This window comes from Streptomyces sp. NPDC028910 (genome assembly GCF_055564955.1).
Genome location: NZ_JBVHVF010000021.1, coordinates 21,698 through 46,474, shown reverse-complemented (window position 1 = coordinate 46,474; position 24,777 = coordinate 21,698). Strand labels below are relative to the sequence as shown.

Here is a 24,777-nt window from a genome sequence, read left to right as displayed (position 1 = left end):
ATCCGAGTGTGACTTGCGTCACGCCCCGTCACAGGGTGTGGAGCGCCTCCCCGTGGTCCGCGGCGGCCCAGTGCTCGGTCGCGCGGACGAGCTTGTCGGGGTTGACCTGGCTGCGGACCGCGGCGATGCCCTCCGCGGTGACCTCCAGGCAGGTGATCCCGACGACCCGGCCGTCCACGACCGCCACGATGGCGGGCCCGCCGTTGGCGGTCGTGGCGTAGATCTCGGCCGCGCCGCCGATGTGGGCCCGCTTGGCCTCGCTGGGCTTGAACAGGCCGCGCAGGAACCTGGCCACCGCGAGCGCGCCCTCGAACGCCTTCGCGCGGGCCGGGACCTTCCCGCCGCCGTCGCCCACCGAGACGGCGTCCTGGGTGAGCAGGCGCAGGAGGGGTTCGGTACGGCCACTGGTCGCCGCGGCCAGGAACTCCTCGACGATGTGCCGGGCGGAGGCCTCATCGATCTCGGTGCGTGCCTTGCCGTCCGCGATGTGCTTCTTGGCCCGGTGGTAGATCTGCTGGCTGGCGGCCTCGGTGATCTCCAGGATCTCGGCGATCTCCCGGTGCGCGTAGTCGAAGGCCTCGCGCAGCACGTACACCGCCCGCTCGTTGGGCGACAAGCGCTCCAGCAGGACGAGGACGGCGTACGACACCGACTCGCGCTGCTCGGCGGTGTCGGCCGGGCCGAGCATCGGGTCCCCGGTGAGCAGCGGCTCGGGCAGCCACCTCCCCACGTACGTCTCGCGCCGGGCACGTGCCGAAGTGAGCATGTTGAGGCACCAGTTGGTGAGGACCTTCGTCAGCCAGGCCTCGGGCACCTGGATCCGCTCGACGTCGGCTGCCTGCCAGCGCAGGAACGTCTCCTGCACGGCATCCTCCGCCTCACTCGCCGAGCCGAGCAGCCGGTAGGCGATGGCCTCCAGCCGGGGCCTGGCGGCCTGGAAGCGCTCCACATTGCTCGTGATCAGGGCCATGCTCGTGATCCTAGGACCAAGCGCGAGGTGGTCAAGGCCGGTACGGCTCTCACTCATCCGCATGATCACTGCCGCGCCGCCGGAGGCACAGCTCCTCGGATCGCCCCGAGGACCATAGGCTCACGACACGTGGCTCTTTGGTTGCTCAACCATCTCAGCACCCTCACCCTTGCCCTCGTCATCGTCGGCGGGATCGTCTGCGCCGCGGTCGCCGGAAGTCTGCTGACCAGGCGCAGATACCCGTCGCTCGTCGACGGAGAGCACAACGACATGGTCGGGGTGACGCTCGGCATGTTCGGCGCGATCTACGGCATCATCCTCGCCTTCGTCATCGTCACTCTGTGGACCCAGCTGGACACCACCCAGACCGTGGTCGCCGCCGAGGCCTCCGACCTGGCCCTCATCGCCCGCGATTCCGCCGTCTTCCCGCCGTCCGTCCGCGCCGAGGTCGACGGGGCGCTCCGCGGCTACCTCCATGCCGTCGTGGAACACCAATGGCCGCTGATGCGCCAGGGAAGGCCCAGCCACGCAGCGACCGCCGGAAGCATGCAGTCCCTGTTCGACGCCCTTCAGCGTTACGAGCCCCGTACGGTGCGGGAGCAGGTGTTCTACGAGGAGGCCGCCGGCCGCCTCAACGACCTCGCCGCGCAGCGCCGGGCCCGGCTGACGGCGGCGTCCCAGCAACTCCCGCCGCTCCTCCAGGTCCTGGCGATCGGCGGTGCACTCGTCCTGATCCCCCTCACCTTCCTCTACGGGATGCGCAAGGCGCGGATCCAGCTGCTCTTCGTCGCCTCGGTCGCCGCGCTGATCGGCTTCAGCCTGCTGCTGATCCTGGTTCTCGACCGGCCGTTCGCCGGCGAGCTGAGCGTGAGCCCTGCCCCGTACCGGGAGGGAGCGCTGGCCCGGTACTGGGAGTGAACCGGCTGTCCGGAATCGTTCGGAACCGTTCGTTCCCACGGCGGCCCGGGAGGTACCTCCTCCCGGGCCGCCGTCGCTGTCGTCACATCATCCCAACCCGGTGAGCAGGGCCTTTACTAAACCCTGGGGATGATGCAAGATCGCCCAGTGTCTCGCTCGACAGTTCGTCGCCGACGGGAACGCGCCACCCGGAGGACCCCTTTCGTGTCTCAGATCATCGGCTACGCGTCCGGCGTCTTCGACCTCTTCCACATCGGACACCTCAATCTCCTCAAGCACGCCCGTGCCCAGTGCGACCACCTCGTGGCGGGCGTGTTGAGCGACGAGGCGTCCGGGCACAAGGGACACCTCCCGATCATCCCGCTCCACGAGCGGATGGAGATCGTCCGCTCGATGTCGTACGTCGACGAGGTGGTCGTGGACCACACGCTGGAGAAGATGGAGGCATGGCGGCAGGTCGGCTTCCACCGCCTGTTCAAGGGCGACGACTGGCGCGGCACCCTCCGGGGCGCCCAATGGCAGCGCGATTTCGCAGCGGTCGGGGTCGAGGTCGTCTATCTCCCGTACACGATGCACGTCTCCAGCACGCAGCTGCGCCAATTGATCCAACAGCTGTGACGCCCCGCGGCACGTCGTGGCCGGGGCCGCGTGAAGCCGCCCCGGCCACGGTCGCTGAGCTGTCAGGTCGACGATGCCCGGCGCGTGTCAAGGGTGTGGTTTCAGGTCCCCCAGTTCGACACAATGCGCCCACTCACCCGATTCAGCGAGCGTGCGGCGCGTGATGGTGTCCGCCTCGTGCGCTGCCATGCCATGACTGCGGTCCATGCGCGGGCATGCGCCGGCGTTGGGAGGCGCGCCTGGTGAGAAGGCGCGGGCCACATGCTCCTTGTGCCCCCGAGGGCTGGTGCCGAGCGGATTCTGTCGCCTGACGTGGGGGCAGGTTGACGCCACCGGTATCCCTCTGCAGCAGCCCTTCGCCAGTCGCCCGGGTCAAGGGCCTGACGGTCTGGTCGTCGGCGTCTCGTGGAGCCGACCACACGTGCGGCGATGCCAGCGCGTCTCCCCGGCCGCGCCTCAAGCCCTTCATCTCTTCCTTCGCCATCTGCCTCCTCATGGAAAGCGGTAGTGATGCACGAGAAAACTGTCGTAGTGATGCCCGGCACGATCGCTATGCCGCCCGCGGGTGTGCTGCAGGCGATCGCCGCCGACGTCTCCGCAGTCCGGGGCCTGCTCAGCGAAATCGACCGGGTCGGTCCGGAGTTCGGGGTGCCGTCCCTGCGCCACTACCTGACCGATCCGTCGGCGGCCATCGATCCGGTCACCCCGGAGGCGCACTACCTGGCGCTCATGGCCGTATCCCTCGCGGTCTTCGAGGACTTCATCAGCGGCGGTGGCGAGCCGTACGCGATCACCGGGCAGAGCATCGGCGAGCTGTGGGCCTTGGTCGCCGCGGGAGGCATCGACGTCGCCGGGGCGGCCCGGTTGGCGTGCGTGCGGAGCCAGGCGCTGACCGATCTGGCGTGGCCGGGGTCGATGATGGCCGTCGGCGCGGGTGCTGCGGCCGTGGGACACCTCGTCGGGGCGGTCGACCACAGCGACCTCGTCGTGGCCTGTGTGAACGCGCCGCGCCAGACGGTGGTGTGCGGCCCGCGACCGGTGGTGTCCAAGGTCGGGAAGCTGGCCGAGGAACTGGGCTGGGCCACCTCCATACTGCCGGTTCCCCACGCGAGCCATACTCCTGCCATCGCCCCCGCCGGGGCCCGGATGGTCGCGGCCGTACCGGGGCTGCGTTGCAGGCCGATGCGCTGGCGGTTGTGGTCCCCGACCCTGCGGCGGTGGGTCGGCGATGACGACGACCCGGTCGAGATCACCATCGCCGAGATGACTCGGCCGGTCCACTTCCGCGACACGGTGTTGTCGCTGTACTCCGCAGGAGCCGAGACCTTCCTCGAATGCGGTGCTCAGGAGATCCTGGCGAAGCTGATCCACGCCAGCCTGCCCACCGTCAAGGTGGTGACTCCCCTGGCCGACCGCACGGGCCGGCGCAGGCCCCCGGCCGAACAGGCCGCCCCGCTGCTGCCTGCGCCCGATCCTGATCCGAGCGCGGTGAGGTTCTGCGAGCCGACCGCGCAGAAGCCGACGGTCGGGACCGCCGCGACGGCGGGCACGGCTCTGGTCACAGATGGCGCCGAGCCGGATCTGCCGCGCGGCGACGTCCTGGCCGAACTGCAGAAGCTGTACGGCGACTACCTCGGCTACCCGCCCGAGTTGCTCGGCGAGGACGATCGACTGGAGGCAGATCTGGGAGTCGAGTCCCTCAAGCAGGTCCACCTTCTCGTCAAGGTCGGCGAGCGGTACGGCATCAGCAGCCTGCGCAAGGACGTCCGTCTGCTCGACTACCCGACCCTGGGCAAGATCGCCGACATGGTCGCCGTCGCTGGCGTTCGGACGGGCTGAGATGGCCGACGTACAGGACTTCGCAGGCAAGATCGCGCTGGTCACCGGCGGGGCACGCAACCTCGGCGCGGCGATCACACGGCACCTGGCGGGCCGCGGTGCCCACGTGATCGTCAACTACTTCCACGCGACGGATGAGGCCCGGGCGCTGGGCGCGGAGCTGGCGCGTGCCGGTCACTCGTACGAGCTCGTCCGTGCCTCGGTGGCCAAACACGACGCGGTGGACCGCATGTTCGACGAGGTCGCCGAGCGGTACGGGGCTCTGGACATCCTGGTCAACAATGCCGCGGCCGGGGCGTTCCTGCCGCTGTTCGAGGCCGACGACGTGTTCTGGGAGCGGGCCTTCCGCACCAACGTGATGGCCCCGGTGTGGTGTGCCAAGCGCGCCGTGCCGCTGATGCGGGGGCGCCACGGGGCGTCCATTACGTGTCTGTCCTCGCTCGGCTCCCAGCGCGCTCTCCTCGGCTACGGCACGGTCGGCTGGACGAAGGCTGCCGTTGAGGACCTGGTGCGCTACTTGGCCGTCGAGCTGGCACCGGACGGCATTCGGATCAACACCCTCCTCGCCGGACTGATCGACAACGATGTGCCCAGGCAGGTCTGGGACAACGCCGGATCCCTCGTGCAAGAGTTCAAGGACTGGGCACTGCTGAAGCGCGCGATGTCCAACGAGGAGATCGCAGAGCTCGTCGGCTTCTTGGCCTCCGACCTCGCGGGCATGATGACCGGCACGACTCTGACGGCCGACTGCGGCGCACTGGCCGCGCCCCCGGGGAACTCGGCTATGACGAGCCGGCTGCGCCAGGCCGCCACCACGTCCACCACGTCCACCACGTCCACCACGTCCACCACGTCCACCACGTCCACCACATCCACCACGGCCACTGACAGCCTCCCGGCCGGCAGCCGGCAGGCCGCGGGGGCCAGCGGCGTCATCGCGGTGGTCGGCGTCGGTGCCGTCCTGCCCAATGCCGGATCTCCGCAGCAGGTGTGGCAGCGGCTACGCGAAGGCGAACCGCAGTTCAGCGAGCCCACCCGGTTCGACATCGACGCCTACTGGTCACCAACACCGGCACCCGACCGGGCATACGTCAGGGTCGGAGGGTTCATGGGACCTTTCCGCCCCACCGAGACACTCGCACGCGAACTCCGCACCGGAGACTGGCCGCACGACGCCCCCGCGACGGCCACCATGCTGAGGCACTGCGCCATCGAAGCAACGGAACGGGTCACCACCACGGGCCGCGACCGGTGGACGTGCGTCACCGCTGTCGGCGTCACACCGTACTCCGAAGTCCGGCAGGCATCGCTGCTCGGCAACGGCCTCCAGGCGATGGCCGCCGAGCACCTGGACCCGGCACTGCACGAACTGGCCGCCCATGCCCTGGCCGCCCGCTACAACAGCAGCCCCCTGCCCGACCTGGACGCCATCGCCCCCTACGCCGTCCGCAACGCCCTCAGCGGACTCGTGCCCGACACCGCCGAGCAGATGAGCCTGGACTCGGCCTGCGCCAGCGGCCTCCACACCGTGGACATCGCGGTCAAGGCCCTGCGTGACGGCTCCTGTGACATCGCCCTGTGCAGCGCCACCTGCATCGTCGACCCCGCATTCGTCGTCACGTTCTGCAAGGCACAGGGGCTGTCGCCCACCAGCCAGCTCCGGCCGTTCCAGGCCGACGCAGACGGCACGATGATCGGCGAAGGCGCTGTGAGCCTCACCCTCAAGACCCTGGAACGCGCGGAACGGGACGGGGACCGCATCTTCGGGCTCATCCTCGGCACCGGAACGAGCTCCGACGGCAAGGGCAGGGGAATCCACGCGCCGGCCCAGGAGGGCCAGGAGGCGGCCCTGCTGAAGGCATGGAATGACGCGGGCATCACGCCGGACGACGTCCAATGGGTCATCACGCACGGAACCGGCACCCCGCTTGGTGACACCGTGGAGCTCCGGGCCTTGAGGGAGAGCCTGGGAAGCCGTCCGGATGCCTGCAGGATCACCTCCAACAAAGCCGTCTTCGGGCACACCGCCCTCACTGCCGGCCTCGCCTCGATCGTCCACGCGCTCCTGGGCCTGGAGCACGAGCTGATCCCGCGGCAGCCCGACTTCCGCGATCCTCACCCCGAGCTGGTTGCCGCCCGCACTCTCACCGTCCCCACCGAGGATGTGCCCTGGCCGGCCGATCCCGGCCGCCCGCGCCTTGTCGGGGTCTCAGCCTTCGGGCTGGGCGGCAGCAACGCCCACATCGTCCTGGCCGACCGTCCCCCGCGACAGGGCCCGGCACGGCGCGAGTACTCCCGGGAGGACATCGTTGTCGTCGGCTGGGGCACCCAGCTGCCCGGCTCGGCAGCGGACGCCCCCGACGAGTGGCTTGCTGGATCCGGCGCCGCGCCTGCGGCCGAGTTCGGCGAGCAGTACCCGCTGCCTTCGCCTGCCGAGATCCGCATCCCGCCCCTGACCATGCGCCACATGGACCGTACCCACCTCATGGCGCTCCAGGCGACCAGGCAGCTCCTGGACCGGCTCGGCGCCGACCCGGCCAAGCGGCTCAGCGCCCGGACGGCCGTCATCGGGGCCACCATGGCACCCACACGCCATTACAGTCGGCTGCTCCAGCGCATGAGCCTGGACGACTGTGCCCAGGCGTTCGACCTGCTGCCCGACCGTGAATCCGCGGACGCGGCCTACGAGGCGCTGCGCAGGGCGGTGCTGTCCGTGACGACCGAGTCGACGGAGGACGACTTCACGGGTGCCCTTCCCAGCGCCACCGGCCGGGTCGCCAATTACTTCGACCTGCGCGGCCCCAATCTGGTCGCGGAAGGCGGCCTGGACTCCGGTCAGCTGGCGCTCCGCACCGCGGGGCGGCTACTGGGCCACCATGACTGTGACGTCGCGGTGGTCTGCGGCGCCAGCGCGAACACCCTTCCCGAATGGGTACAGGCCCTCGCTCCAGTCCTTCCGGCAGGCAGGCAAGTGGCCGAGGGCTGCGTCACGATCGCACTGGCCCGGCGCTCGACCGCGCTGAAGGAAGGTCTGCCGATCCTCGCCACGGTGGAGACGGGCATCGACACCGACTGGGACGGGCACCCCGCCCTGGATCTTCCACCCCTGCGCGACGTCGGGCAGTGCTATCCCGGCATCGACGCCCTGTTCGCCGTCCCCCATAGCGTGCTCACCGGCACGGCCCTGAACCTGACGCCGACCACGCCTGGTTCACCGCACGTGCGGATCCGCCCCGCGACCCCGAACGGGTCCTGCGCTCCCGCAGCAACGGACGTGTCCCGGTTGGGCACCCTCATGGCCTGCGGCCTGGTGGACGCCACCGGCCCGGTGGAAACCTGGCACGGCGAGGCGGCCGACGCCCTGCCCGAAGGCAGCCTGGTCATCACCAACGACCCGGAGCTCGCCGCCGCGGCCGCCGACCGTCCAGGGGTGCAGGCGTGGACCTCGCACGCCGCGTCCCGGGCCGTTCGCGCTGTCCGGGTCTCCCCGGAGGCCGCCCGGGAGCACATGGCGCAACTTCCGTTCCCCCTGCGGCACGTCCGCCTGCTGGTCGCACTCGCCCCCACCGACGGCGCTGTCCTTCCCCAGGACGCTCTGGACCTCCAGGACCTCGCCTTCGCCGCCATCCAGGCAGCCCTCCCCGTCTTGGAGACGGGCGGCAGCCTCGCCGCTCTCGTCCTGGGCGCACTGGCGGAGGGCGGGCCGGACCCGCGTGCGGGCCTGTTCGACGGACTGGTGCGCTCCATCGCCGCGGAGGTGCACCAGGCGACATGCGCGACAGTGCTGTCCGATGCCGACGACGTATCCACCGGCCTGGCCCAGCTGGCCACAGAGTGGCGCCGGCCCCTGCCCCATCACGTGATCGCCTACCGCGGCGACCGGCGCATGGCGTACACGCTCGCCCCGGTCCTCACGCCCGGCGGGCCTCCCGACGGCGCCGGGGCGCTGCCCCTGGGACCCGACTCAGTGGTGGTCTCCGCCGGCGGCGGCCGCGGCATCACGGCCGAGATCCTGTACGCGCTGGCCGAGAAGACCCAGCCCCATCTCTACGTCCTGGGGCGTACCCGGATCGACGACCTGCCGCCAGAGCCGCCTCCGGAGCGCGCCGCATTCCTGCGCGGCCGCCGTGCAGAGGCACCCCGGACGCCGGTGGGCGAACTCGTCCGGGAGCACACCCGCTGGGTGCGCGCTGCCGAGGTCCGCCGGAACCTGGCACGGCTGCGAGCGCGCTGCGGTACGGACAAGGTGCACTACCTCGTCTGCGACATCCTCGACGAGAAGGAACTGGCCCAGGCGACCGGTCAGGTACTCGCCCGCCACGAACGCATCGACCTGCTGATCAACAGCGTGGTGGAACTGCGTTCTCAGGCAACCGCGACCAAGGCCCTCAACACCTTCCGCCGTGTCCGCGACACCAAGGTGCGCGGCTACCACAACCTGGTGAGCGCCCTGGCGGGACGGCCCCCTTCCATCTGGTGCAATTTCGGCACCATCGGCGTGCTCTTCGGGAACCCCGGCGACATCGACTACGTCTCCGCCAGCGAATACCTCAACCACGCCACCCGCCGCCACACCCCCGAAGACTGCCGGGAGTTCACGGTGCTGTGGCCGATCTGGACCGAGGCCGGTGCGGCGGCCACGCCCGAGATCATCGCGGGGTTCCGCGACCGCGGACTGAACGCCTTCCTGCCCACCGAGGTCGGGACCGCCCAGTTCCTGGACGCCCTCTCCCGCCGAAACGTGCCACCAGTGCTGGCGTACGTCCGCCCCGAGGAACGCGACGCCATCGCCCACGTCGCCCGCCGCTCGCTCCCGCCGCCCCGAGAACGGCAAGGGCCTGCCCTGGCCCCCCTCATCGACCACCAGATCCTTGTCGGTGAACGGGCAGGGCTGTTCACCAAGACGTTCTCCCCGCAGGAGGGAGCAGGTCGCTGGCTCGGCCATCACCGGGTCAACGACACACCCGTCGTCCCTGGGATCTGGGTTCTGGAGATGGCCGCCGAGGCCGCCGGCCACATGCTCCCCGGCCTGAACATCGTCGGCTTCCGTGACCTGGCCTGCCTGGCAACCCTCACCGTCACTGAGGACGGACCGCCCCGGACGATCAAGATCGAAACCACCCTCCTGGAACGGAACGCCAGGCGAGCCCGGGTCCGCGTCGACGTCAGGGTCGACCGGCGCACCGCGATCGGGCGCATCCTGCGTCACGACGACCTGTGTCACCGCGTCGATGTCCTCCTCGCCGACCGCCACCCGAAGCTCACGGGCCCCAAGACCCCTGAGCGCGGCCTGGACTCCGGCGACCTCACCGTTCCGGCCTACACCACCAACACCCAGGTCCAGGTCAGCGGCCCGCTGGCCCCGGTCCACAACGCCCGCCGCGGCAGGCATGGCATCACTGCGAAATTCCTGCACGGGACCCAGCCGTGGCGAAACGACTTCGGTGGGTTCCTCCTGCCGGTGCTGATGCTCGAAGGCATCTCTCACCTGCCCAGCCTGCCCCCCGAGCGAGGGGCCGCCGGCCACCTGGGAGTCCTCCAGGGCATCGCCGAGATCGACATCGCCGTCCCCGGCAACGACGCGACGCTCACCACGCGCTACGGCGAGCCGATCCTCCTGCACACCACATTCCCGCTCGACCGCGGCCAGGGATTCGCCCTGGCTCCGGACCGCACCGTGCTGCTGCGCATGTCCGGTATCAGCGGCCGGTCACAAGCCGTGCTCGCCGACGGCAACGAAGCCGTGACCCCCACGACCGGAAATCCCGGCTGGTGGGGCGCGGGCAGGGAGCCTAGGCCGTGATCTGGCACGACCTCTACATCGCCGACACCGCGACCTACCTGCCCCCACGCACCGACATCACCACCGCACCCGGCTCCTTCAACGACGCGCTGGGCTACCGGTCCGCCACCATGGCGGCGCCCGGCACCGGACCCCAGATGGCCGCGCGAGCGGCCCTGCTCGCGCTCCACCGCTCCGGACACACCGCAGACGAACTGACCTTGCTCACACTGGCCGCGACCATCCCCACTGACACCACCTTCCTGAGCCCCGTCTGCCACGTCCAACGGATCCTGAAAGCCGACCGCGCCCGCGCCGTCGACTTGGGCGCAGCGAGCGCCGGCGACCTCGCCGGCCTCGTCGCGGCCGCGGAACACCTCACCGCAGACCCCACCACCACGGCGGCCATGGCCGTCGCCACCTCATGCCTGTCCGGCATCGACCGGCACAGCAGCCCCGACTACGTGATGACCGACGGCGCGGCAGCACTCGTGCTCTCCCGCCGCCGCTCCCACGCCCGCGCCCGCCTCGTGGCCACCGCACACACCAGCGCCCCGCAACTCGAACCGCTCACACGCCTCAACCTCACCGCCGAACAACGCTCCACGGCCGCGAGCAACCTGCCGGCACCCCTGCTCACCACCCTGCGCGACAAGACCGCGCAGGCCGTAGGTCTGCTCCTGGACGAGACCGGCACGAGCGCGGAAGAACCATCCCGCGTCGTTGTCCACGGAGCGGGCCTTCCGTTCCTCTCCACCGTCTTCACCCAGCCCCTCGATCGCGACCTGGCCGACACGACGTGGCCCTTCCACCGCAACGTCGGCCACGCGGGGCCCTGCGACCACTTCCTCGGCTTGGACCACCTCCTCCACGACGACCCAGAAGTCGAACCCGGCGCCCTGATCCTCGTCGTAGGGATGGGCGTCGGATGGCGCTGGATCTGCGTACTCGTCGAGATCTTGCGAACGGATCCACGCGCGGAGCCGACACCGGATTGAACGACCACCGCCCTCCTCCGAACAGCCTTCCCCCGTCGACCGGAAGTGGGAATCCGAATGACACCCATCGCAGAAGGGCCGATCTCATCCACCGCGGACACGCTCATCACCGCGGAAGCGGCGATCTGGCTGATCGGCCTTGCCGGTTGGGCCGCACGGGACTGGCTCAAGCACCGCCGGCCGGAGCTGGCACTGCTGATCTGCTCGGCAGCCGCAGCCGTCTTCGCGGTCACCATCGTCTGCCCCCTCATCAACATCCGGCACTTCCCCAGCGACGACGCCGTGATCGCATACTCCGCCTTCGGTCGCGACTTCGCCCTGTGGCTCGTCCTGAAGAACACGGCATGGCTCGGTACCGCGGGATACCTGGTGATGAAGGCCGCCGAACGAGGATGGTCCGCACGGCGCCTGTGGGGTCTGTACGCAGGCGCGGTTGTCTTCGACGCCGTCGCCGAAGCAGTCATGGTCACACGCGGGTTCTACCTCTACGACGGAAGCCAGCCGGCCAAGGTGCTCGGCATTCCGTTCGCCTGGCCGTTCATCCTGTCCGCGGTGATGATGATCTTCGGGCTGGCCGCCTTCCAGTTCTTCCACCGCGCCCGCGGCCGTCAACGCCTCCTGTTCCTGCCCGCCGCCAGCGGATCCGTCGCCGGTGCTTGCATGTGCCTGGGTTGGCCGTTGTTCCTCGGCAGCGGCATGAACCTGTCGACACCCGCAATGAGCGCGCTCGGCGTACTCAGCACAGCCGCCGCATTCACCACCCTCCACCTGATGATCCGGTGGCTGAATCACCCCCGCACAGACCGCGACCCGCCGCAAGAGGGTGATCAGGGCAAGCCGCCCAGCCCTCGCGCGGAACCCCAGAGCATGGAAGCGGCCCACACGGAAGACCGCTAGACCGCCAGGTCGGCCGTTTTTGGGGCGAGGAGACGCCGCAGTGCAGTTGGTGCGTGGCCGAGATATTGGCGCATGGTCCGGCAGAGGAGGGTCCTGGTCGGCGACGAGCGTCGCCTCGTCCCGGCCGGGACGGACGCTGGTCGGTACGGCTCCGTCGACGGCCTGGCCGACGGTGGCGGAGAGCAGGCCGAGTAGCTCCTCGGTCACGGCATGGTCCACGTCGCCGGTGCGGGCGGACGTGAGGACGCGGCGGTGGGCCAGGTCGAGGCGGGCGTGCACGTAGACGCTCTGTCGTGCCGGGCCCCGCTTGCGCCTTGTATCTCGAAAGCGAGAGGCTTGACGCAAGGGGGTCGGGGCGGGACACTTCTTGCGTGTTCTCTCCTTATTTCGTGAGGGTAGTCGCATGGAGGTGGTCATGGAACTGCTGTCGGTCAAGCAGGCTGCGGCCCTGCTCGGGGTGGATGACTCCCGTGTCCGTCAGTTGCTGCATGACGGAAGGCTCCAAGGGCAGCGAGTCGGTGGTCGTTGGCTGGTTGCCGGGGACAGTGTCCGGGATCGCAAGGACCGGGGCCCCCGTTCGCGGAGGCCGCTGTCGGCCCGCAACGCATGGGGCGTTCTGGCGATTCTGGACGGCCATCTGCCTGTGGGTCTGTCCGACGCCGAGAAGTCCCGGGTGAGGATGCGGTTGCGGAATCTCCTCGCCCACGAGCGGCTGGCTCCGACGCTGCTCCAGGAGCTTCTTGCCGCCCGGGCTGAGGTGCGCTCGTACCGCGTTCATTCAGGCGTGCTGCCGGTGTTGCTCGCCGCCCAGGATGTGGTGAGGGGGGGAGCGAGCGCCACGGCGCGGGCGGGGGCTGACTACGTCGCTCTCGGGCGTGCGGAGATCTACGTACATCCTGACAGCGTTGACAAGCTGGAAGCCGAGTTCGGCATGGTCCGGGATGAAGAGCGTGGCAACGTCTCGCTTCGAATTCCCCCAGCGGAGATGTGGTCGTTCCTGACCTCAAGATCTGAAACGCCTGGGCAGGGCCACGACGCGCCAGCCTCGGTAGTGGCGGCCGACTTGCTGGACCGCCACGACGGCCGAGCCGACGCTGCCGCAGCTGGGTTGCTTGAGTCTCTACTGGCGCGCTACGCACAGCCTCGGAGGGCGTAATCATGGCGGCTGAAGTGCCCGACGTGCGACTGGAGTCAGACCTATTCACCGGTCCGCTGGTGGAGCTGTGGAGCGTGCTGTTCGACTTGTCGGAGCAGGTGCCCAATGCCTGGTCGCTGATCGGCGGGCAGATGGTGCTCCTCCACGGGCTGGAGCACGGTCGCACTCCGCCGGCAGCCAGCGCCGACTTGGATGTCCTGGCTGATGTGCAGTCGGACCAGCAGAGCTTGCGCCGCTTGGTCGCGGCACTGGAACGGCTCGGATTTTCCCCCGCCGGCATGTCGCCGCAGGGCAACCTGCTGCACCGTTACGAGCGCGGTGCCGAGTCGCGGCGGCTGGTGGTGGACCTGTTGGCGCCCGACAATCTCGGCCCCCGCGCAGACCTCACAACGACGCCGCCCGGCCGCACCCTGGAAGTTCCAGGAGGTCGACAGGCTGCGCAGAGAACCGAGGCTGTGAGGGTCCAGTTGGGGCTGCGGACCGGCCGGATCCGTCGCCCGAGCCTGTTGGGGGCGATCGTGGCGAAGGCTGCAGCGGTGCGCATCAAGACTGCTTCACCGGATCGGCACTACCGCGACCTGGCGTTCTTGCTCTCGTTGCCTGCCAATCCGCTGCAATTCAGGGCGCAACTCGACAAGGGCGACCGTAAGAAGCTCGCGTTGGCGAAAGCTCTACACGATCCGCAGCATGCCGCTTGGCGCCAACTGTCCGACGAGGGTGCCCGGGTCGACGGCCAGGCCATGTACGTGTTCTTGTCTCCGCCCGCGGTGAGGTGAGGACGGCCGAAGGCCCGGCCGCACCGCTGGATGGGCTGCCGGAGCTCGGCGCTGTCCCCTGTTTGCCGCTCTGTAGGGCACGGATGGGGCACGGCTGGGTGGGTGTCTTGGTGAGGGTGCCAACCAGGGGTTCCGTGCTCACTGTGTCGGCCCCCTGAGGTGGTCCCGGTTCACGGAAGTGGATGGGGCGGATTCCCAAACGGAATCAAGACCCCTCCTATTGGACTGAAATGTCCGCATAGTCTCACTCGGCATCGACCCGGCATTCGCACAAAAGCGATGCGAGCCTCATCGGCGCCCCTGGAGACTCCTTGATGACCTTTCGATCCGTCACCGCCGTGGCGTGCGCCCCCTTGCTCCAGCGGCCGGCCGTCCACCGGCCGCTGACCGGGTTGTGGCGCTCGCTGGACTGGTACGTACAGGAGACGATGCGGGCGACCAGCGTCCACGGCGCCCGTTACATCGCCGCCGATCGCTGGAACGAGCCTGGCATGGCGTGCCTGCGCACCCGCGCGGCGCGGCTCGGCAAGGGCGAGGTGGAAGCTGTGGCCCTCCGCCTCGCCGCGATCAGTGTCAACTGCGGCTGGCCCGCCGTCGTGTCCGACGCAGGCGTCCCAGTGGCCGGGGTCCCGGTGCATTTCGCGGGTCTGTGGGCGGCGGTCGCTCAGCGCATCGGTACGGTCCGGTTCGCGGCCGCGCCGCTGCTCGCCATCGTCAACCACACTGCCGCGGATGGGCCGGGGGACACTGCGAGGGCCGTTCTCACATGGTCGGGAACGGAGGCCCTCAGCCGGATCGACCTGCTGCTCGCGACGGCGGCGCGGATCGACGCGGTCAATGCGGCCGTGCTGTTGAAATCCCACCAGCTGGAGCACGCGGGGGCGAGGCCGCTGACCGCGATCCGGGCGCTGGAACGGATCATCCGGATCCAGCGCGTGGTACAAGAGGTACTGGCTGCGCGGCTCGATGTCATGGGCGGTGCATCCTGTCCGGCGATCGGCGTGCTGGCGGCGCGAACGCTCGCGGCGGACGTGCTCGCTGCCCCGGACGGCATTCCGCCGCGCCTCGTCACGCCGGTCCAGCAGGCGGTCGAATCGCTGCTCGGACTGCGGGTGCTGGAGAACGGACTGGTGATCCGGCCGCGCGCCAGACGGTACTTGGGACGTGAACAGGCGCAGGCACTGGAGTCCCTCGACCGGCTCGGGCACCAGGTGCGCGAACTCGCCCGGTCCCATGCACAAGTGGCGCAGGCCCACCAGGGCGCCGTGGCCGGGGTCAGGCTCAGCAACACGCTGTACCGCAGGCTCATCGACGCGGTGGTGCATCCCGGGTCTGCCGCTGCATCGCGGGCGGCGGGCATATGACGCGGCCCGGCCACCGGCGTACCGTCGGCGTACGGCACTGCCTTGGCATGACAGCTTCCCTCGCCGCGGCGTGGTGGTGCGTATCGGCGCCCGGGCAGGGTGCGGCCGAACATCCGCGGACGGTGTCGGAGACCGTCGGAACGCCCCTCCCGCCGCCGCCCGACGCGCCGGGCACCGATCCGGCGGGCCGTCTGCCCCTGGAACGCAAGCTCGTGCTGGGCGGAGCCTTCACGACGGTCATGACGCACGAGACGCCCTCTCAGGCGGTCGAAGCCGGTCACGTGCTGCGCTACCGGGTCGACGTCGAGGACGGATTGGCCGCCCGGGGGTTCGACGGCACGCACATCGCCTCCTTCGTCGAGCGGACGTTGGAGGACCCCCGTGGCTGGACGCACGACGGCGCCCTGTCCTTCGAGCGGGTGTCCACCGCAGAGGCGGACTTCGTGATCACGTTCGCGAGTCCGGGAACGGTGGACGCGTGGTGCGCCAAAGCTGGTCTCGACACGTCGGAACAGACGGTGTCCTGCGACGTGCACAACACGGAACGCGTGATGATCAATGCCTATCGCTGGGCACAGGGGTCGCCCACGTACGGGGACGACATGCTCGGCTACCGCCAGATGGTCGTGAACCACGAGGTCGGACACCGGATCGGCCACGATCACGAGTCCTGCACGGCGGACGGCGTGCCCGCTCCGGTGATGATGCAGCAAACCAAGACTCTCCGGTCGGGTGCAGCCACCTGCGCACCCAACCCGTGGCCCCATCCATGAACGCTAGCCCAGGAGCTGCCTCACCTCCCGGTCGAGATCGAAGTGGCGATGCTCGGTGCCCGGCGGTACGAGGGCCGCCATCCGTCGGCACCACATGTTGATGTGAGTGATGCATGCGGAGACAAGGCACTCGCCGGTGTCGGAGGAAAGGCTGAGGTAGACCCGCGTGCTCTGCTCCAGATGAATCGGCCATATCCGCACATCGCCCAGGCCGGCGAGGTACAGACGCCCATCGAGCATAAGGTCGCGGGCGAAGGTCCACGACACGGGAATATCCCCTGCGCAGCGGAATGTCGCCGTCATTTCGAAAGGTCGCTCCGCGTCGTAGTAGAGGCGCGTCAGGATCGGCATCTGACTCTCTGCGCTCTCCAGCCGCATGAAGAAGTTTGCGTCAATGCTCCGGTTCATGATTTCGGATCCTCCCAGGGGTTGTTGCAACTTTTGTGAATTCGTAGATGGAAGGTCGAGAGGAACGTGCGCGTCATGACGGAGAACGGGGGCCGGGAGATCCCGGCAGAGGAAACGCGTGCCCCTTACCCGGGGCGGGTAAGGGCGGGCGGGTCTCCCGCTCTCCGCGCCCCTCGCGTCCCCGAGGTGCGAGAGCGCCGTGGCTGGGCCGTCTCGGGGTGGGCGGGCTTGGCCGCGGCAGCGCTGAACATCGCCGCTTGCGTGGTGCTGCTCGCGCTGGCCGGAGTGCGCGTGCCGGGCGCGGCGGCGGTGCTGCCGGACCCGCAGTGGCCCGCAACCGGGTTCTGGATCGCCGCCGGGCTCTGTGGCCTCTGGGCCTCCTATGCCCTGTCCGGGCTGACCTGGGGACGCGATGGCACCGCCGTCGTGCTCAGCCGGGGTAGCGGCTACCGGGGCACGGTCCGCAGAACGGGCTTCCTCTGGATGCCGCCCCTGCTGCGCCGACACCCGGTCGACATACGCCTTCGGCACTGGCGCAGCGATGAGATACGCGCCGTGGACCGCGACGGCGCCGCCTTCGGGGCGGTCGTTCTGGTCGTCTGGCGGGCGCGGGACACGGCGCGCGCGGTCTTCGGCGTGGAGAACCACGAGGCGTACCTCGGTGCCGTCGTGGAGGCTGCCGTCTGCCGGGTCATGTCGACGTCACGCAGCGCCGACGCCCTCGGAGATGCCCCGCCGTCCGGCGACCTCGGGTTCCTGGCGGAGGAGCTCACCGCCACCGTCGCTGCCGAATGCCGTGCCGTCGGCCTCGACGTCTATTCCGTACAGCCCTTTCACGTCGCGTACGCGCCTGATGTGGCGGGGGCGCTGCGGAGCCAGCAGTTGTTCGTCCTGAATGCACAGCTGAGGCAGGCCGTCGCCGACAACATGGTGGACACCGTCACGGCCACCGTCGACCGGCTCGTGGAGCGGGATGTCATCTCGCTCTGCGAAGTCCAGCGGTCCGAATTGGTCAAGGACTTGTCGGTGGCGTTCTATGCGGCTCGCGATTCGATGCCCGGCCGAAGGGGGAAATCGCCGGTCCGTTCGTCAACCGGTCCGTTCACCAACGGCTCGGTGAATGTCGACGGTAGGCCGGGACTCTCCTCCGATGATCAGCGCAATTGTTGATCACGATGGAGAGTGCAGATCATGCCCCCCACACCTTTGCCCACATTCCGTGAACTGCCCCTGAGGTCCGACTGCGCCTGCCCCGGCTGCACAGCCGCAGCTGCCGTTCCATCGGCGCGGCCGGCGGTCTCGCCGACGGCCTGTGCCCGTACGCCCCGGATCGCCGCGGTGACGGCGCTGGCAGGACTGGCGGTCGCGGGTCTGGGCAGTGCTCAGGCCCATGCCGCCGTCCAGGCCCCCGCAGGGCGGGCCGCGGTGGCCCCGGCCAGTGCCGCAGTCGAGTCCCCCGCCCCCTCCGCTGCGCGCTGGACCTCGACGCGTGCCGGGATACTCGCCCGGGCTCAGGCGTGGGTCGACGCCGGGGTGCCGTACAGCAGCCATGCCTACTATCAGGGGTACCGCACCGACTGCTCGGGCTTCGTGTCGATGGCCTGGGGCCTGGGCGAGAGTCACTGGACGGGTGACCTGCACCAGTACGGCGTGCGCATCACGAAGGAGGAACTGCAACCCGGCGACATGCTCCTCTTCCACAACCCTGCGGATCCTTCGCGTGGTTCACATGCGGTCCTCTTCGCGGGATGGGCGGACCAGGCGCACACCCGCTACACGGTGATGGAACAGACGGGCAGCCGCGGCGCGGTGAAGCGGACCGCCCCCTATGTCTACTTCTCGCACTCGGCGTCCTATGTCCCCTACCGCTACAGAGGTCTTGACGGCGGTGGGGGCGAGGGCCAGGCCGGCACGGCTTTCCCCGGCGCCGGCAGCTTCGGACCCGGTGCGCACAATGCGTACGTCACCCGGCTCGGCTCGATGCTGGTGGCCCGTGGCGGCGGGCGCTTCTACCGCGAAGGGCCAGGTCCTGGCTGGGGTGCGCCCGACGAAGCGGCCACCCGGGCGTTCCAGCAGGCCCAGGGCTGGTCGGGAGCGGATGCGGACGGCGTACCCGGTGCCGGGACGTGGCGGCTCCTCGTCGAGGGCAGGGGCAACGACATCGGCGGCGGCCAGCACGGAGGCGATCGGCCCGCAGGTCAGCCGCCCGAGTACCCGGGTGCCTCGTCCTTCGGCCCGGGCCGGACCAACCCGTACGTGATGCTCCTCGGGCAACAGTTGGTGCGGAAGGGCTTCGGGCAGGCGTACACAGCGGGGCCGGGGCCGGTCTGGAGCGAGAGCGACCGTCGCGCGGTGGAGGCGTTCCAGCGGGCGCAGGGCTGGCGCGGCGCGGACGCGGACGGGTACCCGGGCGCTCACACCTGGCGGCTCCTCTTCTCGTAGGACGTCGCCGTCCGATACGACAGGCATAATGTGTGTCGGAATTAGGCGAATTATCTATATTTTATCAAGGAACTTCGTGACCGCCCCCGCCCGCCCGGATGCCTTCGAGCGCTGGTACCGCACGCTCATGGCACCGGCCGGGCGGACCCGCTGGCTGCGAGCCGACCTGCTGATCGTGGGCCTCGTCGCGGTCGGCGCCGTGCACTGCGCCTTCAAGCCGGCGGCGGGACTGGTCCAGGGCATCCTGCCGAGCGCGGCGGTCGCGCTCGTGGTCACGGTCGGCTTCCTCTGGCGGCGGCAGGCTCCGCTCGCGGTGGCCCTGCTGACCATGGCGGGTCTGGTCCTCAACGGCGCCCGCACGCCCGTCTTCTTCGCGCTCTACGGCCTCGCCCGATATCAGCGAAGCAGACGGCAGGCGGTCATAGCGCTCAGCAGCGCCGCGTTCGTGCCCCTGAAAGCACTCCTGCCGGGCCACCTCGGATCCTCCTTGGTGGAGGATTTCCTGAACTCGGCCTTCTACGTCGTGCTGCCCGTCGTCTTCGGGCTGGGGGCGACCGCGTACGAGCGGAACATCACGGCGCTGCGCGAGGAGCGCGAGCGCCGGGCCGCGCAGACCAAGGCGGAGGAGCGGGTCCGCCTTGCCCGCGAGATGCATGACGTCCTGGGCCACCGGATCGCGATCATCGCCATGCACGCCGGAGCGATCGAATTCGTCCCCGGCGTGCGGCCCGAGAGCAGGCAGCTGGCCAGGTCGGTCGGCGACACCGCCCGCGCCGCGATGCGCGATCTACGGCAGGTTCTGGGAGCGTTGCGCGACGGGGACGACTCGGTGGTGGCGGGCCACCGGCTGGCCGATCTGGACGCCCTGGTGGCGGAGGCGCGGTCCTCGGGCCTCCGCATCGCCTTCGCCATGGAGGTGACCGGCAGAGTGCCACAGGAGATCGCGCTCACGGCGTACCGGACCGTCCAGGAGGCCCTGACCAACGTGGTGAAGCACGCCCCGGGGGCGCAGACCGAGATCCGGGTCAGCCTGGCCGACGGCGTACTCGCGGCATCCGTACGCAACGCCCCCGCACGTCTTCCCGTCCCGCCGGCCGCGACGGCAGGCGGCGGGTTCGGCATGACCGGACTGCGCGAGCGCGTCTCCCTGCTGGGCGGCGACTTTCACGCCGGCCCCACCCCGGAGGGCGGCTGGAAGGTCGCCGCCACGGTACCGATCGACGGCTTCCGCGGCCGTGAGCCCTGAGTATCGACTTGTGGCGGGCCGATCATTCACCAAGGTGAACAACCTCCGTGCGACCCTCCGACGGACAGGACGCCGAAGGCCCCGGCAGGTGGGGGAAACAGAGCGAGGGAGCAACGCATGATCCGTGTACTCGTGACGGACGACGAGCCGCTCGTACGGTTCGGGCTGCGCATGCTGCTGGACGCCGCCGAGGGCATCGCCGTCGTCGGGGAGGCCTGCGACGGCACCTCGGCGCTGACCCGCGCCCGCGAGCTGGCCCCCGACCTGGTACTGACGGACCTGCGGATGCCGGGCATGGACGGCATCACCGCGACCAGGCAGCTCCTGGCCCTTCCCAATCCGCCTTCGGTCCTGGTGCTGACGACCTTCGACACGGAGGAAGGTGTCACCGAGGCCCTTGAGGCCGGAGCCGCCGGCTATCTACTCAAGGACGCACCACCCGAGCAGGTCGTGGGCGCGGTACGGCTGGTCGCGTCCGGGGGCACCGTGCTCGCCTCGGCGTCCGCCGCCCGCCTGCTGGCGGCCTCCCGCGCGCGCAACAACAAGGCGCCAGGCGTCCCTTTCGAGCAGCGGCGCCGACTGGAGGCACTGGGCGACCAGCAGCGAGAGATCCTGCGCCACCTCGGGACCGGCCTGTCCAACGCTGGCATCGCACGACGGATGTACCTGACCGAAGGCACCGTCAAGGCGTACGTGTCGCGGCTGCTGACCGCACTGAAGGTCGACAACCGCACCCAGGCCGCGATCGTGGCCCACCGGGCGGGCCTGTTCGACGACGGAAGTTGACCACTTCCGCCGCACACGGGTCCACTTCCGGCCCGTCCCACCGGGATCTGATCAAGGTGTCCACGCCGCAGCGGCGCGGACACCTTGATCAGATCAAACCGGAGGAACAACATGGGCAAGGCAGTCAACGCCACCCGCATCAAGCGCTGGTCGAAGCTGGCCGCGATCCCGGTCGGTGTGCTGGCGTCCGGCGCGATGGTGCTCGGCGCCACGCACGCCACGGTCACCGCCTCGGCCTGGAACAACGGCAACACCATTGAGTCGGGCAAGTGGACGAAGGCCGACGTCTCCAGTAGCAAGCCGAACACGGCGGTCGTCACCGTCAAGGACCTGAAGCCGAGCGGCCCGCGGGACGACGAGGATTCCTTCACCACCGTCACCTACACCTTCGCGGCCGACCCCGACATGGTGCCGGGCAGCATCGGCGCGGTCCTGATGAAGAACTTCATCGCCAAGGACGCCCAGGGCAACGTCCTCTCGGACGCCGCCAAGTCCGAGCTGGCCAAGCACCTGCACATCGACTTCGTCATCGACCGCAAGGGCGACCGTGCCTCGGAGTACGAGGTCTCGCGCACGCTCGCCGAGTGGATCGACGCCGGATCCGGCGGCAACTCGGTGGTCCAGGAGGGCCTGCTTCTGAACAAGGACAAGAACAAGAACCAGTTCGACGTCCAGATCGGCTGGTACCTGGACACGGCCGCCCCGGCGGCGGCCCAGAACAACAGCGTCAGCTTCGCCCTCGGCGCCCAGGTCGACGAAGAGCGCGACCGCTGACCCTGGAGTATCCGGCCGTGGACAACGAGAGCTGGTGGCACGTCCTGCGGGTGGCGGGGTGCCGGACGATCGTCACCATGGTGACCACGCTGATGTGTCTGCCCGTGGCAGCGCTGGCATGGGGCTGGAGCCCCTCCGTCGTCGTCTCAGGGTCCATGGAGCCGGCGCTCAGCCGCGGTGACGTGGTCGCCGTCCAGCCCGTCAGCGCCCACTCGGTCGGGGGCGGCGCGGTCATCGCCTTCCATGACGACACGCACGGGGGCAGGCTCACGACCCACCGGGCGATCGAGCGGCAGGGCACCACGTACGTGACCAAGGGCGATGCCAACCGGAGCCGGGACCCCATGCCGGTGACCCCGGACAAGCTGGAGGGCGTCGTCTCGGCGGTCGTCCCCTGGGTGGGCACCGCCTGGCTCTGCCTCGAGGACGGCCGCTGGGAGTACCTGGCCGCGACCGTGCTCGCGTACGCCCTCCTCCTACGCGGCTGCCGCGAAGGCTCCCTCCCCACGGGGTAGCCGGCAGATGACGCAGCCCCAGGTCGCTGACCTGGGGCTGTGTCATGGAGCAGGGAAGGCTCGGCTACGAGAGCCGGTCCACCTTCGGCGCCTGGGAATCCCCGTAAGGTGAACGGGGTGGCCGCATAGTCTCCGTCGCCATCACCCCTCTCGAGGACGCCCACACCGATCAGGACCGGGAGTTCGGTACGTACCCGTAGGCCCTGGAGTCGCTGGTGCTGCCCATTGCCGCCAAACCCCGCAGAGCTGAGGAGTGGTGAGCTCGCCTGCTTCACGGACCGTGCGGCGCCCTTGCTCTCGGCCGCCGTCCGAACTGCCGATTCGCTGTGCCGCTGAGCCTTCGACCCGCTTGAGGCAAGCAGGCGGCTATGGCGTGCCGTCGGGATCTGTGCGTACCGGTTGTGACCGCTGATTACCACTCCGAAGGGCACGGATGGGGCACGCTCCGCCTGATGTGGAGATCAAGGCGTCGGCGCCGACCGCTCGTCACCGCTCTGCATGGCAGGTAGTGGCACGCGGTCATAGTTGTTCGCATTCATGCGTTCACGTCTTCGAAGAGGGCGAGGCCGAAGAGGCCGGCTGGGACTGAACTATCGGCATGTGGACTGCGAGAAGGCGCTTCGAGGGGTGCTCCATCACAGCCCGCCAGGGCACCCGAAGGGTTTCGATCACCGGCCACTTGAGGGTGCGCGCATGTCGCCCTCCACGCCCCACTTGTGCGCCTTGACAACGGGGGCGCGGCCTGCTCAGTGGGCCACGGTTTCCGCCGTCCAGCTGGCCAGCAGGGCCAGTCGGTCGGCGGTCGGTGAACCGGGCGCGACCGTGTAGGCGACGAGGAACTGGTCCGGGTCGCCGGGCAGTGCCAGCGTCTCGTAGCCGAACTCCAGCTCCCCCGCGACGGCATGGAGCAGGCGCTTCACACCGTACGTCTTCTGCCTGACTTGGTGATCGGCCCACAACCGCCTGAAGTTCTCGCTCTTCACCGAGAGTTCGCCGACCAGAGCGGACAATGCCGGGTCGTCCGGATGGCGGCCGGCGTCCAGCCGCAGGTACGCCACCGTCTCAGCGGCGACCGCGGCCCAGTCCGGATAGCAGTGGGGTGCGGTCGGGTCGAGGAACACCTGCCGGGCCTGGTTGCGCTCGGCCGGTGGCTTACGGGAGAAGCCGGCGATGGCGTCGGCCAGCGCGTTCCACGCCAGCACGTCCATCCGTCGGCCCAGCACGAACGCAGGTGAGCCGGTCATGGCGTCCAGCAGCAGCCGCAGCCCCGGGCGGACGCTCTGCCGGCCGTGCGAGGCGGCCCGGCGGGCGGCCCGGGCGGGGCGGATCAGGTCCCGCAGGTGTGCCTGCTCGGTGTCGTCCAGCCGCAGCACCCGGCCGATCGCGTCCAGCACCGCATCGGAGACGTTCCGCCCACGGCCCTGTTCGAGGCGGATGTAGTAGTCGACGCTCACTCCGGCGAGCTGCGCGACCTCCTCGCGGCGCAGCCCAAGCACCCGCCGCCGCCCGTGCGAGGGCAGCCCGACGTCCTCCGGCCGGATGCGGGCGCGCCGCGACTGCAGGAAACCGCTGAGGTCGTTCTTCATGTCCCCGACCCTATGGCGGACGGCGGACGCGAGCCTGGTACTGGCAGACCCAGGAAAGCCGCAGCCCTGGGTAGCCGGACCGCGGGCCCGCACAGTGGATCACGCCGCCGCCCACCGCGGCCGGCCACCGTCACCGCACGCAGGAGCACCCTCATGAGCTACGCAGCCCTCGCCGGACGCACCGCCGTCGTCACCGGAGCCGCCAGCGGCATGGGCGAGGCCACCGCCCGCCTGCTCGCCGCGAACGGTGCCCGTGTGGCGCTGCTGTCCCGCCGCGCCGACCGGCTCGACGAGCTGGCCGCGAAAATCTCCGCCGACGGCGGCCAGGCTCTCGCCGTCCCCGTGGACATCACCGATCAGGCGTCCGTCGACGCCGCGTCCGCCGCGGTCCACGAGGGCTACGGGCCCGCCGACCTCGTCGTCAACAACGCAGGCGTCATGCTGGCGAACCCACTGGAGGACGGCCGCATCGACGAATGGACCCGGATGATCGACACCAACATCACCGGCGCCCTCCGGATCGTCCGCGCGTTCACGGCGGACCTGATCAACGCTGCGGCCGCCGGCCGCCGCGCCGACCTGGTCAACATCTCCTCCATCGGCGCCCATGTGCCGTTCCCCAACTACGCCGTCTACGGCGCCACCAAGGCCGCCCTTACCCACCTGTCGGTCATGCTGCGCACCGAATTCGGCCCGCGCGGCATCCGCGTCACCAACATCGAACCGGGCCTGACCGACACGGAGCTGGGGCAGCACATGGACAACGCCGTCCTCTCGGAGCAGCTGCAGGGCATGCACGACGCGATCGGCGCACTGTCCGCCGACGAGATCGCCGACGTCGTCGGGTTTGTCACCAGTCGCCCCGCACACGTCAACCTGCGGCAGGTCATCGTCCTGCCGACCCGGCAGGCATGAGACGAACCAACGAC

Annotated in this window: 21 protein-coding genes; 18 read left to right on the top strand and 3 right to left on the bottom strand. The window is 69.8% G+C overall.

What is annotated here, in order from left to right:
• Positions 1–28: 28 nt before the first annotated feature.
• Positions 29–970: an RNA polymerase sigma-70 factor gene (locus ACZ4TV_RS24090; protein WP_468136870.1), complete on the bottom strand. Its 942-nt coding sequence runs from the start codon at positions 968–970 to the stop codon at positions 29–31.
• 129 nt (positions 971–1,099) lie between these two features.
• On the opposite strand from ACZ4TV_RS24090, the gene ACZ4TV_RS24085 reads away from it, so the two are divergent.
• From ACZ4TV_RS24085 to ACZ4TV_RS24035, 11 genes are all read left to right on the top strand, one after another.
• On the top strand, positions 1,100–1,888 hold the full coding sequence (locus ACZ4TV_RS24085; RefSeq protein ID WP_468136869.1) for a bestrophin-like domain: 789 nt from the start codon (positions 1,100–1,102) through the stop codon (positions 1,886–1,888).
• A gap of 204 nt (positions 1,889–2,092) precedes the next feature.
• Complete coding sequence (locus ACZ4TV_RS24080; protein WP_468136868.1) at positions 2,093–2,506, top strand: FAD synthase family protein; 414 nt, start codon at positions 2,093–2,095, stop codon at positions 2,504–2,506.
• 510 nt (positions 2,507–3,016) lie between these two features.
• Positions 3,017–4,345, top strand: a complete 1,329-nt coding sequence (locus ACZ4TV_RS24075) for an acyl carrier protein (protein WP_468136867.1) — start codon at positions 3,017–3,019, stop codon at positions 4,343–4,345.
• Position 4,346: 1 nt separating this feature from the next.
• Positions 4,347–10,148, top strand: a complete 5,802-nt coding sequence (locus ACZ4TV_RS24070) for an SDR family oxidoreductase (protein ID WP_468136866.1) — start codon at positions 4,347–4,349, stop codon at positions 10,146–10,148.
• Positions 10,145–11,125: a 3-oxoacyl-[acyl-carrier-protein] synthase III C-terminal domain-containing protein gene (locus tag ACZ4TV_RS24065; RefSeq protein WP_468136865.1), complete on the top strand. Its 981-nt coding sequence runs from the start codon at positions 10,145–10,147 to the stop codon at positions 11,123–11,125. Before ACZ4TV_RS24070 ends, ACZ4TV_RS24065 begins: the two co-directional genes overlap by 4 nt.
• A 57-nt stretch (positions 11,126–11,182) precedes the next feature.
• Complete coding sequence (locus ACZ4TV_RS24060) at positions 11,183–12,022, top strand: hypothetical protein (RefSeq protein WP_468136864.1); 840 nt, start codon at positions 11,183–11,185, stop codon at positions 12,020–12,022.
• A gap of 72 nt (positions 12,023–12,094) precedes the next feature.
• The gene (locus ACZ4TV_RS24055; RefSeq protein WP_468136863.1) at positions 12,095–12,217 is read left to right on the top strand and encodes a hypothetical protein; all 123 of its coding nucleotides are present in this window, start codon (positions 12,095–12,097) and stop codon (positions 12,215–12,217) included.
• A gap of 220 nt (positions 12,218–12,437) precedes the next feature.
• Entirely contained in the window at positions 12,438–13,178 is a 741-nt protein-coding gene (locus tag ACZ4TV_RS24050; protein WP_468136862.1) for a helix-turn-helix domain-containing protein, read from the top strand.
• A 2-nt stretch (positions 13,179–13,180) separates the two neighbouring features.
• Positions 13,181–13,954, top strand: a complete 774-nt coding sequence (locus ACZ4TV_RS24045; protein ID WP_468136861.1) for a hypothetical protein — start codon at positions 13,181–13,183, stop codon at positions 13,952–13,954.
• 314 nt (positions 13,955–14,268) lie between these two features.
• A complete protein-coding gene (locus ACZ4TV_RS24040) occupies positions 14,269–15,318 on the top strand; it encodes a hypothetical protein (protein ID WP_468136859.1) in 1,050 nt (349 codons plus the stop codon).
• 47 nt (positions 15,319–15,365) lie between these two features.
• Positions 15,366–16,091 (top strand): DUF3152 domain-containing protein, encoded by a 726-nt coding sequence (locus ACZ4TV_RS24035; RefSeq protein WP_468136858.1) that lies wholly within the window; start codon positions 15,366–15,368, stop codon positions 16,089–16,091.
• A 3-nt stretch (positions 16,092–16,094) separates the two neighbouring features.
• On the opposite strand, the gene ACZ4TV_RS24030 is transcribed toward ACZ4TV_RS24035, so the two are convergent.
• Positions 16,095–16,499 carry an SsgA family sporulation/cell division regulator gene (locus ACZ4TV_RS24030; RefSeq protein WP_468136856.1) on the bottom strand — a complete coding sequence of 135 codons (405 nt, stop codon included), beginning with the start codon at positions 16,497–16,499 and terminating at the stop codon, positions 16,095–16,097.
• Positions 16,500–16,727: 228 nt separating this feature from the next.
• Between ACZ4TV_RS24030 and ACZ4TV_RS24025 the strand changes: the two genes are divergently transcribed.
• The 6 genes from ACZ4TV_RS24025 to ACZ4TV_RS24000 all read left to right on the top strand — a co-directional run bounded on the left by ACZ4TV_RS24025 (position 16,728) and on the right by ACZ4TV_RS24000 (position 22,262).
• Positions 16,728–17,669 (top strand): SPFH domain-containing protein, encoded by a 942-nt coding sequence (locus ACZ4TV_RS24025; protein ID WP_468136855.1) that lies wholly within the window; start codon positions 16,728–16,730, stop codon positions 17,667–17,669.
• Between the two features lie 168 nt (positions 17,670–17,837).
• Complete coding sequence (locus ACZ4TV_RS24020) at positions 17,838–18,941, top strand: peptidoglycan-binding protein (RefSeq protein ID WP_468136854.1); 1,104 nt, start codon at positions 17,838–17,840, stop codon at positions 18,939–18,941.
• A gap of 76 nt (positions 18,942–19,017) precedes the next feature.
• On the top strand, positions 19,018–20,187 hold the full coding sequence (locus ACZ4TV_RS24015; protein ID WP_468136853.1) for a sensor histidine kinase: 1,170 nt from the start codon (positions 19,018–19,020) through the stop codon (positions 20,185–20,187).
• Between the two features lie 117 nt (positions 20,188–20,304).
• Positions 20,305–20,973 (top strand): response regulator, encoded by a 669-nt coding sequence (locus tag ACZ4TV_RS24010; protein WP_468136852.1) that lies wholly within the window; start codon positions 20,305–20,307, stop codon positions 20,971–20,973.
• Positions 20,974–21,084: 111 nt separating this feature from the next.
• On the top strand, positions 21,085–21,747 hold the full coding sequence (locus ACZ4TV_RS24005; protein ID WP_468136850.1) for a hypothetical protein: 663 nt from the start codon (positions 21,085–21,087) through the stop codon (positions 21,745–21,747).
• Positions 21,748–21,764: 17 nt separating this feature from the next.
• The gene (locus ACZ4TV_RS24000; protein WP_468136848.1) at positions 21,765–22,262 is read left to right on the top strand and encodes a signal peptidase I; all 498 of its coding nucleotides are present in this window, start codon (positions 21,765–21,767) and stop codon (positions 22,260–22,262) included.
• 746 nt (positions 22,263–23,008) lie between these two features.
• Here the strand turns inward: ACZ4TV_RS24000 and ACZ4TV_RS23995 are convergent.
• Positions 23,009–23,848, bottom strand: coding sequence for a helix-turn-helix transcriptional regulator (locus ACZ4TV_RS23995; protein WP_468136847.1), 840 nt, complete (start codon positions 23,846–23,848; stop codon positions 23,009–23,011).
• 153 nt (positions 23,849–24,001) lie between these two features.
• Between ACZ4TV_RS23995 and ACZ4TV_RS23990 the strand changes: the two genes are divergently transcribed.
• Positions 24,002–24,763 carry an SDR family oxidoreductase gene (locus ACZ4TV_RS23990; RefSeq protein WP_468136846.1) on the top strand — a complete coding sequence of 254 codons (762 nt, stop codon included), beginning with the start codon at positions 24,002–24,004 and terminating at the stop codon, positions 24,761–24,763.
• Positions 24,764–24,777: the final 14 nt, after the last annotated feature.

Coding starts and splice junctions, on each gene's coding strand:
- ACZ4TV_RS24045 (WP_468136861.1), top strand. CDS start 13,181: ATGGCGGCTGAAGTGCCCGACGTGCGACTGGAGTCAGACCTATTCACC.
- ACZ4TV_RS24050 (WP_468136862.1), top strand. CDS start 12,438: ATGGAACTGCTGTCGGTCAAGCAGGCTGCGGCCCTGCTCGGGGTGGAT.
- ACZ4TV_RS24005 (WP_468136850.1), top strand. CDS start 21,085: ATGGGCAAGGCAGTCAACGCCACCCGCATCAAGCGCTGGTCGAAGCTG.
- ACZ4TV_RS24055 (WP_468136863.1), top strand. CDS start 12,095: ATGGTCCGGCAGAGGAGGGTCCTGGTCGGCGACGAGCGTCGCCTCGTC.
- ACZ4TV_RS24060 (WP_468136864.1), top strand. CDS start 11,183: ATGACACCCATCGCAGAAGGGCCGATCTCATCCACCGCGGACACGCTC.
- ACZ4TV_RS24040 (WP_468136859.1), top strand. CDS start 14,269: ATGACCTTTCGATCCGTCACCGCCGTGGCGTGCGCCCCCTTGCTCCAG.
- ACZ4TV_RS24070 (WP_468136866.1), top strand. CDS start 4,347: ATGGCCGACGTACAGGACTTCGCAGGCAAGATCGCGCTGGTCACCGGC.
- ACZ4TV_RS24075 (WP_468136867.1), top strand. CDS start 3,017: ATGCACGAGAAAACTGTCGTAGTGATGCCCGGCACGATCGCTATGCCG.
- ACZ4TV_RS23995 (WP_468136847.1), bottom strand. CDS start 23,848: ATGAAGAACGACCTCAGCGGTTTCCTGCAGTCGCGGCGCGCCCGCATC.
- ACZ4TV_RS24035 (WP_468136858.1), top strand. CDS start 15,366: ATGACAGCTTCCCTCGCCGCGGCGTGGTGGTGCGTATCGGCGCCCGGG.
- ACZ4TV_RS24090 (WP_468136870.1), bottom strand. CDS start 970: ATGGCCCTGATCACGAGCAATGTGGAGCGCTTCCAGGCCGCCAGGCCC.
- ACZ4TV_RS24010 (WP_468136852.1), top strand. CDS start 20,305: ATGATCCGTGTACTCGTGACGGACGACGAGCCGCTCGTACGGTTCGGG.
- ACZ4TV_RS24030 (WP_468136856.1), bottom strand. CDS start 16,499: ATGAACCGGAGCATTGACGCAAACTTCTTCATGCGGCTGGAGAGCGCA.
- ACZ4TV_RS23990 (WP_468136846.1), top strand. CDS start 24,002: ATGAGCTACGCAGCCCTCGCCGGACGCACCGCCGTCGTCACCGGAGCC.